This window comes from Hymenobacter sp. NBH84, assembly GCF_014217645.1.
Lineage (GTDB): Bacteria > Bacteroidota > Bacteroidia > Cytophagales > Hymenobacteraceae > Hymenobacter > Hymenobacter profundi.
In genome coordinates this window covers 840,450-855,783 of sequence record NZ_CP043644.1, presented here as the reverse complement: position 1 = coordinate 855,783, position 15,334 = coordinate 840,450, and the positions used below count along the sequence as shown (strand labels likewise).

8 protein-coding genes are annotated in these 15,334 nt (G+C 61.1%); 3 read left to right on the top strand and 5 right to left on the bottom strand.

The window, feature by feature from the left end:
• Window positions 1-4: 4 nt before the first annotated feature.
• Both F1C16_RS03590 and F1C16_RS03585 read left to right on the top strand, forming a co-directional pair.
• Window positions 5-1,027, top strand: a complete 1,023-nt coding sequence (locus F1C16_RS03590) for a glycosyltransferase family protein (RefSeq protein ID WP_185283003.1) — start codon at window positions 5-7, stop codon at window positions 1,025-1,027.
• 199 nt (window positions 1,028-1,226) lie between these two features.
• Window positions 1,227-2,672, top strand: a complete 1,446-nt coding sequence (locus tag F1C16_RS03585; protein WP_185283002.1) for a GH1 family beta-glucosidase — start codon at window positions 1,227-1,229, stop codon at window positions 2,670-2,672.
• 235 nt (window positions 2,673-2,907) lie between these two features.
• Here F1C16_RS03585 and F1C16_RS03580 read toward each other — a convergent pair whose 3' ends face one another.
• The 5 genes from F1C16_RS03580 to F1C16_RS03560 all read right to left on the bottom strand — a co-directional run bounded on the left by F1C16_RS03580 (window position 2,908) and on the right by F1C16_RS03560 (window position 11,722).
• Window positions 2,908-4,503, bottom strand: coding sequence for a RagB/SusD family nutrient uptake outer membrane protein (locus F1C16_RS03580; RefSeq protein ID WP_185283001.1), 1,596 nt, complete (start codon window positions 4,501-4,503; stop codon window positions 2,908-2,910).
• A gap of 147 nt (window positions 4,504-4,650) precedes the next feature.
• On the bottom strand, window positions 4,651-7,944 hold the full coding sequence (locus F1C16_RS03575) for a TonB-dependent receptor (RefSeq protein ID WP_185283000.1): 3,294 nt from the start codon (window positions 7,942-7,944) through the stop codon (window positions 4,651-4,653).
• 85 nt (window positions 7,945-8,029) lie between these two features.
• Window positions 8,030-8,986 carry a FecR family protein gene (locus F1C16_RS03570; RefSeq protein ID WP_185282999.1) on the bottom strand — a complete coding sequence of 319 codons (957 nt, stop codon included), beginning with the start codon at window positions 8,984-8,986 and terminating at the stop codon, window positions 8,030-8,032.
• A 271-nt stretch (window positions 8,987-9,257) separates the two neighbouring features.
• A complete protein-coding gene (gene pafA, locus F1C16_RS03565) occupies window positions 9,258-10,913 on the bottom strand; it encodes an alkaline phosphatase PafA (RefSeq protein WP_185282998.1) in 1,656 nt (551 codons plus the stop codon).
• A gap of 227 nt (window positions 10,914-11,140) precedes the next feature.
• Entirely contained in the window at window positions 11,141-11,722 is a 582-nt protein-coding gene (locus tag F1C16_RS03560; RefSeq protein WP_185282997.1) for an RNA polymerase sigma factor, read from the bottom strand.
• 372 nt (window positions 11,723-12,094) lie between these two features.
• Here F1C16_RS03560 and F1C16_RS03555 point away from each other — a divergent pair, with 372 nt between their 5' ends.
• Complete coding sequence (locus tag F1C16_RS03555) at window positions 12,095-15,256, top strand: TonB-dependent receptor (RefSeq protein WP_185282996.1); 3,162 nt, start codon at window positions 12,095-12,097, stop codon at window positions 15,254-15,256.
• The last annotated feature ends 78 nt before the right edge of the window (window positions 15,257-15,334 follow it).

Genomic DNA, 15,334 nt, shown 5'->3' with positions numbered 1-15,334 from the left:
TTCTATGCCCCGCATTCTCTACGCTATCCAAGGCACCGGCAATGGTCATCTGAGCCGCGCCTTGGATATCGTGCCTTTGTTGCAAGAACGCGCCAGTCACCTCGACGTGCTGGTAAGTGGTCCTGCTACAGACATTTCCCTACCCTTCCCGGTGCAGTACCGCTGCCACGGCATGGGCTTCATCTTTGGCAAAAAAGGCGGCATCAACTTCGCCAAAACGTTTTGGCAACTGAACTCGGCGGCCTTCGTGCGCGAGTTGCGCGCGCTGCCGCTGGATAAGTACGATGTGATTATCAGCGACTTTGAGCCGGTATCGGCGTGGGCGTGCCGGCTGCACCACCGGCCGTGCGTGGCGCTTAGTCACCAGAGCGCCGTGTTGCACCCGGCCGCACCCCGCCCCAAGCGCCCCGATCCGGTGGGTAGGGCAGTGCTGCGGCACTACGCGCCCGCCACGGCCCACTACGGCTTTCACTTTGCGGCGTATGCGCCCGGCATTCATACGCCCGTTATCCGGCAGCAAGTGCGGGAGCTGGTGCCCGAGCAGCGGGAGCACTACACGGTGTATCTGCCTGCTTTTGAGGAAGAATTGCTGGTGACGCGGTTGCGCTACCTAAGCCGCACCGTACGCTGGGAGGTGTTCTCGAAACACAGTGTCCGCGAGGCCGAATACGGCAACGTGCGCGTGCGCCCCGTGAGCGGCGCGGCCTTCACCCAAAGCCTGGCGCACAGCGCGGGCGTGCTCTGCGGCGCCGGCTTCGAAACGCCTGCCGAGGCCCTATACTTGGGCAAGAAGCTGTTGGTGGTGCCTATGAAGAACCAGTACGAGCAAGCCTGCAACGCCGCCGCGCTGGCCAAAATGGGCGTACCCGTCGTTAAAAATCTGAAAGACAAGCACCTCGACGCGCTCGACCATTGGCTGCTCCAGGGCCGCCCCATCCCCGTGCACTACCCCGACGAGACCGGTCGCATTCTGGATACTCTGCTGCAAGAGCACGCACCCGTGTCTGCGCCCACTATCTTTATATAGAGTGGTTTCGGAGACGCTGTGCACGGTGTAGAGACGCATACTTGCGTCTCGTCCTTGCTGATGTTGTTGTAACCGCGCAGGTATGAATAGTCTTGGTCGTTCAACGACGAGACGCAAGTATGCGTCTCTACACCGTGCAACGGTCATCCAGTTTGATGCAAACAGCTTCTGAAGGTATTGCCTTTCTATCGTTTCGTTCATGAGTACCCTACCCGCCGCGTTCTTTCCGCCAACCACTCCACCGCTCTACTCCCGCCCCGATTTCGGGCCGGATTTTCAGTGGGGTGTGTCGACGGCCGCCTACCAGATAGAAGGTAGCTGGAATGCCGAAGAAAAGGGCTGGAGCATCTGGGACGCCTTTGTGCGCGGCCGCCGCGCCATCAAAGGCCGCGAAACCGCCGACGTAGCCTGCGACTTCTACCAGCGCTGGCCCAGCGACCTGGACCTCATGCAGCAATTGGGCATTCCCAACTTTCGCTTCTCAGCGGCTTGGTCGCGGGTGCTGCCCGCGGGAACCGGCCCAGTAAATCCGAAAGGCCTGGACTTCTACGACCGTCTGGTAGATGGCTGCCTGGCCCGCGGCATCACGCCCTGGCTCACCGTGTATCACTGGGATTTGCCGCTGGCCTTGCAGCAGCAAGGCGGCTGGACCAACCGCGCGGTAGTGGGCTGGCTGGTCGACTACGCCCAGGTGCTGGCCCGCCGCCTCGGCGACCGGGTGCAGCACTGGATGGTGCTCAACGAGCCCATGGTATTCACCGGAGCCGGGCATTTGCTGGGCATCCATGCGCCGGGTAGGCGCAGCCTGGGCGCGTTTCTGGCCGCTACCCACCACGCTACGCTGGCCCAGGCCAAGGGGGGCCGGGCGCTGCGGGCAGCGTTACCGGCTTCTGCCCAAATTGGCACTACCTTCTCGTGCTCCTACCTCACGCCCTGGCGGGCCGGCCTGCCCCGCGACGAGCGCGCCACGCGCCGCGCCGATGCCATTCTCAACCGCCTGTTTGTCGAGCCTACCCTGGGCCTGGGCTACCCTACCGCCGAGGCCCCCTTGCTGAACCGCTTGGAACGTTACATGCAGCCCGGCGACGAGGAGCGTTTGCCCTTTGCATTTGACTTTTGGGGAGTGCAGAATTACACCCGCGAGGTGGTGCGGCACTCGCCCTACGTGCCGCTGCTGTGGGCCAACCTGGTAGGAGCCGCCCGGCGCGGCGTGCCCTACACGCAAATGGGCTGGGAGGTATTTCCCGAAAGCCTCTACCATATGCTCCGCCAGTTTAGCGCGTATCCGCAGGCCCCGCGTCTACTGGTTACCGAAAACGGCGCAGCCTTCCCCGATATAGTAACCTCTGATAAGCAAGTACACGACGTAGCCCGCCAAGCCTACCTGCAAGCCTGCATCGGGCAGGTGTTGCGGGCCCGGCGCGACGGCGTGCCCGTTGAGGGTTACTTCGCGTGGTCTTTCACCGACAACTTTGAGTGGGCCGAAGGCTACGAGCCGCGCTTCGGCCTAGTCCACATCGACTACGCTACCCAGCAGCGTATTGTAAAGGACTCGGGCTGGTGGTATCAGCAGTTGCTAGCCGGCGAAGCAGTTGCCACTGCTCCTACCTTTAGCAGCGCTGCAGAGCAGCCGTCTATCTATTGATTGGTCTTTATAACCAAGCTATTCAAGAAGCCTCTAGACGGTCATTCCTAAACCCTTTTAACGCCATCCGCCCTTTGTTCCAGCCGCTTCTAAAACAAAACCCCGACGTTGCAGCGTCGGGGTTTTTCGTTGAAAAAGCACTGGTGTCATTCACCTAGCACCCTGCTTTTTCCGGTGGCAAAATTGCCATTCTTGTATGACGCCTGTGTGAAGCTCAGATTAATCTATGTAGAAGTTAGTACCCTGTATTCTGCTTCAGCTGACCGTTCAGCGTCAGCTCCGTAGTTGGGATGGGGTAGATACGGCGGTAGGTTTCGGCATTGGTTTTCATACCCTGTCCCCACACCGATTCCCACTTGCCGAAGCGGATCAGGTCGTTGCGGCGCCAGCCTTCCCAGGCCATTTCGCGGCTGCGCTCCTCAAACAGGGTAGGCAAATCCACCGTGGTGAGGGCGGGCACCTGAGCGCGGGTGCGAATCTGGTTTACCAAGTCTTTGGCCGTGGCGCCGTCGGGGTCCTGGCCGCCACGCAGGATGGCTTCGGCTTTCATCAGCAGCACATCGGCGTAGCGGAACAGCACCAGGTCGTTGCCCTGGTCGCGGGAGGTGGAGGACTTATCGGGGTAGTATTTGATGTTGCGCGTGCCCTGGGCTTTGCCCAGCTCGTCGTTGCCCACGTCGAACTTGGCCGCATCGCGGAAGGTAAGGCGGTCCGACAGCTCCAAGTGGTAGCTGATGGCGGCGTTACCATCGGCGCCGGTGTAGCGCGAGTCGAGGCCCTTCTTGGTAGTAGCAATCAGGATGGGCGTGCGGCCGTCGTTGAGGTATTGCTTGCCGGCCAGCCACTGCTGGTTGCGGGTATCGGTGGGCTCTTTGTAGAGGGCGTAAAACTCAGGCCAGGTCAGGCTGGCGTTGCTGGGCGTGAAGAGCAGGCCGAACTTGTCCTTCATCTGCTGGTGCAAGGCAAAGCGCGACATCATATTGCCCTGGGCCAAATTGGCATCAAACGGCACGGCAAAGATGATTTCCGCTACCTGCGGCCCATTTTCCACCGCAAATACATCCAGATAGTTAGCGGCCAGGCTGTACTTTTTGCCTTTGATGATGGCGTTGCACGCCGCAATGGCCTCGGTGTAGCGCGGCTGCCCAATGTATACCTCCGCATTGAGGTAGAGCTTGGCCAGCAAGGCCTGGGCCGTGCCCTGGGTAGGGCGGCCGTAGGTCTGGGCCGACACGGTGGCCGACAGGTTGGGTAGGGCCGCCTTCAACTCGCTTTCAATGTACTCGAACACCTGTTGGCGGGTAGCATTTGTCGGCTGCTCGGCGCTGCCAAACTCCGGCACCAGCGGAATATTGCCGTACAGGTCCATCATCAGGTAGTAGTACAGCGCCCGCATAGTGCGCAGCTCGGCCGTAAACTGCGTCTTGAAATCGCCATCAGCTGTATTCTGAAACAAGGCTAATGTGCGGTTGCAGGTGCTGATGCCGCTGAAACCCCACTCCCACGCCGTGCGCACAAACTGGTTTTGGGGGTCCCAGGTGTGTAGGCTGAGCTGTTGGTAACGGGCACCGTCGTAGTAGTTGCCGTTGCGGGCTACAATCACGGCTTCGTCGGTGCTGAGTTCCTGGAGGTTCCAGTAGGCCTTCGCCACTTCGTCGCGCATCTGACTGTACACCGGCCCCGAGGCGGCGATAAACTGCTCGGGCGTGGTGAGGAAGTTACTGGGCGTGTATTCCGATTCGATGGGCGCATCAAGGTCGGTGCAGCCAGCCGAGAACAGCAGGGCCGTGAGGGCGCCGGCCAGGGGAAGACGTATGATTTTTGTAGTCATGGGTAGTCGATGGTTGTGTGGACTCCACCCCCGGCCCCTCCCCTCCGGGAGAGGGGTGCCAGTCGTCAGCTGTTAGCTAATAGCTCTATCAGAACGCACCCCTCTCCCGGAGGGGAGGGGCCGGGGGGGGGGGGGGGGGGTCACGGCTTAAAATTCCAGGTTCACGCCCAGCACGTAGGAGCGGGTTTTGGGGTAGAAGTTGTTGTTGTCGAGGCCGGGCGTGAGGCCGCCCAGGTTCATCTCGGGGTCGATACCGCGGTACTTGGTGAGGGTAAACAGGTTTTGGGTGGTGAGGTACACGCGGGCACGCTTCACGTACTCGTTTTTGATGGGCAGATTGTAGCCCAGCGTGGCGTTATCGAGGCGCAGGTAGGCGCCGCTTTCCAGGTAGCGGTCGGAGTAGTAGTTGGCGCGGTTGTCGTTGTAGGGCTCGTTCAGCGAGAAGACCGGCAGGTTGTTGGCCGTCGATTGGGCTGGGATGTTCTGGTTGGCCAGCGTGGCATTCAGGATTTTATTGCCTGTTACGCCGCGCAGGAAGAAGTTGAGGTCCAGGCGTTTCCAGCTCACGGTGTTGCTCACGCCGTAGAGCAGCGTGGGCTGGGCATTGCCTTGGTAGCGGTATTCGGCCAGGGTAGGCGAGCCGGTGGTGGTGCCGTCGGCCTTGTAAAACAACGACAAGCCGTTCTCGTCGCGGCCCGCGTACTCGGGCAAAAAGAACTGCCCGATGGGGTAGCCCGTTTTCACGATTTGCGTGGAAATGCCGCTCTGGCCCGAGCCGCCGGGGTAGGCCGTGTACACCTGGTCGAGGCGGAACTGGTCATTGGCCAGCTTCTCTACCTTGTTCACGTTGTGGGCCAGGTTGCCGCTTATGTTCCACTGAAAGTCAGCTGTTTGCACCGGCGTTGCGTTCAGCGTAAGCTCCAGGCCCCGGTTGCTGATTTCGCCCACGTTGGCGTAGAGCGTGTTCACGAAGTATTGCGTCGTCGAGACGGGGTAGTTCCAGATCAGGTCGGAGGTACGTTTGTCGTACACCTCCACCGTGCCGCTGAGGCGGTTGCCCAGCAGGCCGAAGTCCAGCCCTACGTTCAGCATAGCCGTCGACTCCCACTTCAAATCCGGGTTGGGGTTTTGCGTCGGGCCGATGGCCTTGATGAAGCTGCCATTATAATAGAACGTACCCACGCTGCTGTAGCGCTGGGTGGCAATCAACGGGTCGAAGCCCAGCGAGTTGCCCGTAATGCCGTAGCCCACGCGTAATTTCAGCTCCGTGAGCTTGCTCTGGCCTGCCAAAAAGTCCTCGCGGGCAATGTTCCAGGCCAGCGAGGCCGCCGGAAACGTGCCCCAGCGGTTGTTCTGCCCAAACGCCGACGACCCATCGCGCCGCACCGATACTTGCAAAAAGTAGCGGTCCAAGAGGCCGTAGTTCACGCGGGAGTACAGCGAAATCAGGCGCAGGGTAGAGATACCCAGGCTGTAGCCGGCAATGGCCGCGTCGTAGTTGGGCGTCACGCCGTTGGGGTTGCCCAGACCTAAGTTGTTGTAGCCCAGCTGGTCCGACACAAACCCGCGGGTATCGGTCTGGAAACCGTCGCCGTTTTTGTCTTCCTGCCAGGAGTAGCCCACCAGCAGTTTCAGGTCGTGGGTGGCGGTGTTGAGGGGATTGTAGGTCAGGTAGTTTTCCAGAATCTTGCGGGTGTTTTCCAGGCTGTAGCGCCGGGCCAGGCCCTTGGCGGCCAGGCCGGTCACGTTGTTGGCGTTCGGCACCGGCGACTCCCGGCTCTGGTAGGCCCCGCCCTTCACCGACTCGTTTTGCATGCTCAGGCTGAGCGTGTTGGTGAGGTTGGGTAGAATGGTGAGCTGGGCGCTGGCATTGCCGAGCAGGGTGTTGATTTTGCGCTCTTCGCTGTTCTGGTTCAGCAGCGCCACCGGGTTGTAGTACTGCGTGCGCGTCAGGTTTTCCTTGTAGGTGCCGTCGGGGTTTTGGATGTTGGTGGTGGGCAAATGGTTGAACATGTTGCGGTACACCAGATCCGAAATCAGGTGCTGCGTGAGCAGGGAGTTGGTCAGCGTGAAACGCAGTTGCAGCTTGTCTTTCAGCGTTTTCTGATCGAGGTTGATCTTGCCGATGATTCGCTCGCTGTCCGACGTATTCATCACGCCCTGGCGCTTGAAGTAGTTGACGCTGGCGTTGAAGGCCGACTTCTCGGAGCCGCCGCCGTAGCTGATGGTGTGGTTGTGGCTGATGCCGGTGCGCATCACCTCCTTCTGCCAGTCGGTGTTGGTGCCCTCGTCGTTGTCGGCGGGGCTGAGGCTCTTGCCGTTGGCCTCCAGGTAGTTGCGCAGCTGGTCGCCGCTCAGCATGTCAATGGTATTCGACACCCGCTCTACCCCCACGTAGCCGCTGTAGGTCACGGCCGCGCTGGGCTTCTGCCGCCGCGTGGTGATGATGATAACGCCGTTGGCGGCCCGCGCCCCGTAAATGGCGGTGGCCGAAGCATCTTTCAGCACATCAATGCTCACAATATCGTCAGGCGCCACCAGGTTGATGGAGGCCGCCGGCACGCCGTCAATCACGTAAAACGGCTCCTGCGCCTGCCCCGTCCGCAACGACGACGCCCCGCGCAGAACCACCGTGGGCGTGGCGTTCGGATCGCCGCTGCGGGTGATGTTCAGGCCGGCCACCTTGCCTTGCAGCACCTGGTCGGGGGTAGCCACCACGCCGCGGTTGAACTCGCGCGGCTCCACGTTGGTGATGGAGCTGGTGACTTCGCCCTTTTTCACCGCGCCGTAGCCAATCACCACCACGTCGTTGAGCAGCTTGTTGTCCTCGGCCAGCGCCACGTCGATGCTGGTTTGCTCGCCTACCGTTACTTCTTTAGCCACGTAGCCCATAAAGGAGAAAACCAGCGTTGTGGCTTCCTCGGGCACTACCAGGGCGTAGCGGCCCTCAGCGTCGGTCACGGTGCCGGTGGAGGTGCCCTTGGCCATGACCGTCACGCCGGGTAGGGCCGTGCCCGAGCGGGCATCCGTGATGCGGCCCTTCACCTCCCGCGCCGCTTTGCGCGGAGTGCTGGGTGCTTGTGGGGTAGCGTCGGGCTTCAAGATGATAACGCCCTGGGTTTCCTCCAGGTGCAGGGGCGTGCGGCGCGTCATTTGGCGGATGATGTCGCCTACCTTGGCGGCGCGGAACTCGGCTGCTTCCACGCGGGCCTGTTGCACATCGCGGGCCTCATACACAATGTTGACGCCGGTTTCGCGCTGGAGGCGCTGCAAGGCCGTCGCCAACGACCCCGCCGGTACGGCGAAGTAGGCCACTTCGGTAGTGGCTTTCTGGGCAAACCCCAGGTGGGGCAGCGTGGTGGTAGCCCCCAGCAGGGCGCCCGTGAGCAGCAGCCGGCGGCCGCGCTGTCGGCAATACGTCAAGAAGTCGAAGTGTAGCATAAAAGGTCGGTTTTGGGCAAGGCGTGGCCCGGCAGGCGGTTTTTGCCTGGGGTGAAAAAGCAGGAAAAGGAATGCGCTCAGCAGCCTACTCTACCCGGTAGGTAGTGGCCGAAACTTTGGTGATGCGCAGGTGGTGGCGCTGCAACAGCACATTGAGCACGTCGGTAATCTGGTCGGCGGAAAGCTTCGGATCCAATGTGCCCGAGAGGGCCACGGCCGGCACCTCGGGCCGCACCTGAAACCGCACGGGGTAGTAATTTTCCAGCAGCAGCAGAATTTCGGGCAAGGAGGCTTGCGCAAACGTCAGCAACTGGCCGGTAGGCAGGGCGTCGGTGTATTCGTTGTGGGTAAGCGTATGTTTTTGATTATTCGATGTATAGACAAGCTGATCGTGCGGGTGCAGCACGCCCAGCACGGTATCTTGGCGGGCTACCTGCACCCGGCCGGTGCGCACCAGCACGGTAGTAGCCAGAAGCTGAGGGTAGGCCTTTACCAGGAAAGATGTGCCCAGCACCTTCACCGCCACTTTGCCCGTGCGCACCACAAAAGGCTGCCGTGGACTTTTAGTGACGGCGAAAAACGCTTCGCCGCACAGTTGCACGGCGCGCACGGCCCCAAAGCGGGTCGCGCACGTCAGCTCCGAGCGTGGCCGCAGCCACACGTGGCTGCTATCGGGAAGCACGATTTCGCGCTGCTCCCCTACCCCCGTGGCGTAGTGCAGCTCACCTGGCAACGAGCGCCACCACGCCACAGCGCCCAGCAGCAACAACGGCACCAGCACCGCCGCCACCCGCAGGGCCGGCCACAGCCGCCGCAACCGCGCCACCGGCTGCGTACGGGCCTGGATTCCCGCCAGAATCCGGGCCCGCAGCGCCGCGTCTGCTTCCTGATTGATGAGCGCGTCATCGTCGGGGGTAGCAGCTACCAGCGCATCCAGCCACTGCTCCCGTTGCTGCTCAGCTGGTTGCGAAGTGAGGCGGCTTCGCAGGTAGCGTTGCAGGCGGGAAGGCAGGCGACGGAAGCGGGAATGCGAGGGCTTCATAAGAGAGTTGCACAAGCCCGCGGCAGTAACCATTCGCCAGGCCCGATGTAACGAAAGCTTAATATTCGAGGAGGGATACCTCACTCCTAGGGAGCGGGGGAGCCAACGATTATATAAGAAACTATCTGTGTTACTTACTGCACGGTGTAAAGACGCATACTTGCGTCTCGTCGTTGAACGATTTCGTGCATATGGCGCAGACGACAAGACGCAAATATGCGTCTCTACACCGTTTCGGCCACCTTTTTAGCTAAACCAAACAGCTCCGGAACTACCGGTATTTCTTGTTGGATTTAGAACTCAGTACCTCCACGATGGGCTGGCCGGTGCAGGCGCTGGGCAGCTTGCTTTCCACCAGCATAGCGGCCGTAGGGGCAATATCGGTGATGGAGTGGGGTTCGTAGCTGATGCCGGGCGCGATACCGGCCCCAAACCACAACAGGGGCACGTGGCTGTCGTAGAGGTAGCCCGAGCCGTGAGTGGCCCCTACCCCCAGTTCCCAGGTCCAGCCGGGTTCCAGCTCGAAGCGCACATCACCAAAGCGCTTGTAATAGAGGCCATTCTGAAGCTTCTTTTCGAGGAACGCGCCGGTGCTGCTAGTGAGCAGCTGCGCGGTGGTATTCACCTGGGCAATGCCGTCCTGGTCGCGGAGGTAGTCGGCTAGCAGGTCCTGCACGCGGGCCAGCTCCAGCTTGCGGCTGGCAATAAGGGGGCGGTTGAGGTAGTACATGTTGTTGCGCTCCGCCTCAATCCACTGGCCTGGCCCTAGCTGCTGGGTGAGGTAGGCGGCCGCGCCCTGGTTGAGGGTAGCGTGGTGCTGCGCGCCGCTGGGGGCGTGGTGCTGGGCCAGGTACTTGGGCACTTCGCTGGCGCCGTGGTCGGCGGTCAGGAAGATGGTGTAGTTGCCCTTGCCCACAGTTTTGTCGAGGGCTTGCAGCAGGCGCGCAATTTCCAGGTCGAGGCGCAGGTACAAATCGTTTTCTTCTTTGGAAAGCGGCCCGAAGGTGTGGCCCACGGCATCGGGGCTGGAGTAGCTGATGGCCAGCAAATCGGGCACGTCGTCGCGGCCCAGGTCGGTGTTGGCGAGGGCCGCCAGGGCCAGGTCCGTGAGCAGGTTGTCGCCGAAGGGTGAGACGTTGACCGCCTCGTAGGCCGGCGGGTTTTGCGGGGCCAGCTTGCCCAGCTCGTAGGGAAAGGTAGCGGCGGTTTTCCCCTTGAATATCTTCTCGTAGGCGTTGGAATCGGCCACGCTGTTGAGGTAGGCCTCGGGGCCGCGCAGAGGCGTCCAGGTTTGCTGGCGGTAATAGTCGGCCTTTTTCTGGGCGTTGAAGTCGGCTACCCACTTGGGCAGCGTGGGCATGTAGTAGGTGCTGGAAACGAAGTCGCCGGTGTTGATATCGAACCAGAACGCGCCATCGGCCATGTGCCCGGCCGGCAGCGCCGACGCCCGGTCTTTCAACGACAGCGCAATCACCTTGCTGCGGCCATTGGACACCATTTTCATCTCGTCGCCCAGGGTGGTGCTCACCTGGTTGCGGGCCGATACGCCCATGCTCCGGGTGGTAGTGCCCACCAGCTGCACGGTGGTGTCGTCGGTGCAGTATATGTCGCGGCGCAGGCGCCGGTCGTACCAGGAGTTGCCCACAATGCCGTGGTAACGCGGCGTGGTGCCCGTGTACACCGAGGAGTGGCCGGGGCCAGTCACGGTTGGGATGTAGTTGTAGTGGGTGTTGCGGCACTGAAACCCCTCGCGCAACAGACGCTTGAAACCGTCGTTGCCCATTTGGTCGAGGTAGCGCGGCAGGTAATCGGCCCGCATCTGGTCGACCATGATGCCCACCATCAGCTTGGGCTTTTTGGTGCCTTGGGCGAGCAAAGCAGGGGCGCTACCTAGCAGGAGCGCAGAAAGAACTAGTTTTCGTAACATACACAGGATGAGGCACTACTGCGCAGCTAGGCGCCACGCCGCAGGTACCAGAGCAGGGAAAGAAAAATGCGCAACACGACTGTTGCGGCGGGTAGGCGGCGGACTGCTTGCTTTCCCGGCCGGGGCGGCCGCCTACCCGTATCAGTTGCAGTCCGCGGCATTTTCAACCATCGCCTACCCCTGATTTAACGAAGAGGTAACATGGGGACCTCCGTTCTATCCCACCATTAGCTCAACAGCTTGACGAGGTAGGGAGAAAGCTTATGCAGAGCGCTGTTCATCTGGTTGCGCACGGTTTGCTCAGATGTGGCGAAGCGCTCAGCAATTTCCTTCACCGAAAAATCGTGGAGCATGCTTAGCAAGAACACTTCTTTCTCCTTGGGTGGCAGCGCCTGGGCCCGCGCCTGCACGGCGGCCAGCGTGTCGTGGCTCACGAGGTGGCGCAGGGTAGGCTCGGTGCTGATTTCCTGAGCGGCCCCGAAGTGCTGCAAGTGGCGGCTGCGGATGTCCGCGTCGCGGAAACGGGTGAGGATTTTCTTGCGCAATGCGCCGAGCAGGTAGCCCTGGGCGTTGGTTTGCACGTGCAGCTGGGCGCGGTTGGCCCACAGGTCGCAGAATAGCTCCTGGGTGATATCCTCGGCGTCGGGGGCGTGGCGCAACACCTTATAGGCGTACCGGTACAACTCCCGCCAGTGCGCTTCGAACAGCTGCTCGAAGGCTTGGTAGTCGTTGGTGCGGATTCGCTCCAGTAGCTCAAGTAGGGTATCAGTAGCCACAGCGCATTCTTTGCGCCAAAGGTAGAAGGCCAAACATGCGATAAGAGGGGCGATACGCAGATATCACACAGGCTTTACCGCCCGGTAACACGACCGTAACACAGCCAAAAGGAGGCGCTAGGTCCGACAACCGTTGGTAACAATTACTTGATAACGGCGAAATATATACGACACAACGCGAGCCTTCCTTTGTGGCGTCCAAAGACCTCCCGGAGCTACTCCGCCGCGAATAGCCACCGCACAACCGCTTGCGACCTACGCAGATTTAGTTCGATAAATCATTAGTAAACAGCCTTATCCGATTATACTACCACGAATCTTGTTGGTGGTTTTCGCTGATTTGCTTGCTCTGCGCGCTGATACGTTTCGGGGGTCTTTTTGTTTCCGCCACTTCTCTCTGCTTCTATGCCAAAACACGTACAGCTACGACCACACCGAGCCGCAGGCAAGCGGACGGTTGTAACGCTTGTTGCCCTGAGTCTAACGGGTTCGGCCGTGGCCGCCCGGCCCCTACCCTACTCGCACGGGCAGCCAGCAACGGAAGCGCTTCCGCTGCTGGTTGCTACCCCGGTTACCGGCCGCATCACCGACAAAGCCGGCCAGCCCCTACCCGGCGTAACCGTGCTGGTGAAGGGCACCAACACCGGCACCACCACCGACACAGACGGCCGCTTTCAGCTGACAGTAGAAGACCCCGCCCAGGCGGTCTTGGTGGTATCATTTATCGGCTACGAAAAGCAGGAGCTGCGCGTGGCCGACCAAACGGACTTCGCTATTACGCTCTCCGATGCCACTACTGGTCTGGATGAGGTGGTCGTAATCGGCTACGGCACAGCGAAGCGCGAAAACGTGACCACGGCCATTGCCACCCTACCCAACCCCGAAAAACAGGCCCAGCGCCCTATCTCCACGGTGCAGGATATGTTGCAGGGCAACGTGGCCGGTGTGACGGTGGTGCAAAACGGCGGCGACCCCTCGGCCACGGCGCGGGTAGTAATTCGCGGGGCGGGCTCGATTAATGCCGAAGACCCACTGTATGTGGTGGACGGCATGCCTTACTACGGCGGGCCGATTAACCCCAACGATATTGCCAGCCTCACAGTGCTGAAAGACGCCGCCGCGGCCGCCATCTATGGCGCGCAGGCTGCGTCGGGTGTCATCGTCATCACCACCAAGAGCGGTAAGGCCGGCGTGCCCCGCGTGACTATCGACACGTACCAGGGCTGGCAGTCAGCCTACAAGCTGCCCCACGCCCTGAACGCCGCCGAGCAGGCCGCCGCCTACAACCAAGCCGCCGACAACGCCGGGGTAGGCCGCCCCGCCGCCCACGACGCCACCAAGAACCCCTGGGGTCAGATCACGCGCACCGACTGGATTGACGAGATTTTCCGCACCGGCAGCATCTACAACCTGAACGCCACCGTGAGCGGGGGCAACGAGCGCGGCCGCTTCCTGACCTCCTTCGGCTACCACAACCGCGAGGGGTTGCTGCTGAATACCAATCTGAAGCGCTACACCCTGCGCCTGAAATCGGACTACGACATCAGCCCCAAGATTACGGTGGGCCAGAACGTGTACGTGAACCAGCGCAATGCCCGCGGCACCAACACCAGCAGCAGCTATTCAGGGAGCATCATCAACGCCATTTACATGCCCTCGGCAGCGCCCGTGCGCAACGAGGACGGCACGTTTGGGGGCGTTACGCCGATGTCGCCGGCACCGGAGTTTAAATTTGCCGGTGCCTACGGCGACGTGTACAACCCGGTGGCCCTACTGGAGCGTCCTACCGTGAACAGCCCGTTGCTGAACCTGAATGGCATTGGTTACGTGGAGTACAACCCGCTGAACAATCTGAAATTCCGCAGTAGCTTCAGCCTGGATTTGCAGCGCGAGTCCTACAAGCGCTTTGATCCGCGCATTCCGGAGCCGGGCCGCTCCAACACCATGAACTACCTGACCCAGAGCCAGGGCGACCGGCGCCGCTGGATTTGGGACAACCAGGTGAGCTACCAGAAAACGCTGGGCAAGCACTTCTTCGACCTCACGGCCGTATACTCGGCCCAGCGCACCAACTACGAGTACTACTCGGTTCAGGCGCAGAACTTCGACCGCGAAGACGACTGGTACCAGTACATCGGCAATGCCAAAGAGTTTGTGCAGCGCCCTACCAGCGACGTGTGGCAGGACGCCCTGACCTCGGCCATCGGCCGCCTCACCTACAGCTACGACGACCGCTACTTCCTGACCGGCAGCGTACGCCGCGACCAAACCTCGCGCCTCTCGCGCTATAATTCTGACTACTTCCCGGCCATTTCCGGCGCTTGGAAGATTTCTTCGGAGTCGTTTTTCCAGGTAGCGCCGATTCAGACGCTGAAGCTGCGCGGCTCGTGGGGGCAGATCGGCAATATTCAGTCGGTGGCCTACTACGCGTATAATGTGCCGCTCGTAACGGGTCAGTCCTACCTAGGCAGCACGCCGGGGTACAGCACGGGCTATTATATTAATAAGCAGTCGAATCCCAACCTGAAATGGGAGCGGTCCGAGACGTTTGACGTGGGCCTGGACGTGGGTATGCTGGATAATCGCCTGACAATCACCGCCGATTACTTCCAGAAATACACCCGCGGCCTGATCTTCGCCGTGGCGCCCAACACCAGCGCCGGGGTAGGCGAAGGCGCTACTTCCAACGTGGGCACTGTGCTGAACAAGGGCGTGGAGCTGGGTATTGGCTACAACGACCAGGTAGGCGACTTCCGCTACCAGCTGAACGGCAACATTGCTACCCTCAAAAACCGCGTGCAGGACCTCGACGGCTACGGCGCCGACTTCATCCAGCACGGCGACAACGTGCGCAGCCAACTCTACCCCTACCGCTCGGCGCCGGGGCAGCCGCTGTATTCTTACTATTTGATTCCCAACGAAGGCCTGTTCCAGTCGGCGCAGGAGGTGGCGGCCTACACCAACGGCGAGGGCAAGCAGATTCAGCCCAATGCCAAGCCCGGCGACCTGAAGTTCCGCGACGTGAACGGCGACGGCCGCATTGACGACAACGACCGGGTATACAAAGGCAACGGCATGCCCAAGCTCACCTACGGCCTCACGCTAGGCGGGCAGTGGAAAGGCTTCGACCTGAGCATGTTCTGGCAGGGGGTGAGCGGCGTGGAGCTGTTCAACGCCTATAAATTCTCGACCTACAACGCCGGCTTGCAGGGCTACAACCTCGACCGCCGCGTGCTGAACGCCTGGACCCCGGAAAACACCGACACCGACATTCCGCGCCTCTCCACCAACGACGCCAACCAGAACTTCAGCCGTGTATCGGACTGGTACCTGGAAAACGGCTCCTACCTGCGCCTGAAAAACCTGAGCATCGGCTACACCCTACCCGCTGCCCTTACGGACCGCGTGCGCACCGGCGCTAGCCTGCGCTTCTACGCCACCGCCGAAAACCTGGTGACCTTCACGCAGTACTCCGGCCTCGACCCTGAGGTAGGCGGCATCGGCCTCGACGTGGGCACTTACCCCCTGCCCCGCACTTTCACCATTGGTTTGAATTTGGGGATTTAGCAGTCACCCCACCCCCCGGCCCCCTCCCCTCCGGGAGAGGGGGAGCCTGACGATTCGACTGTTAGCTATTAGTTATTG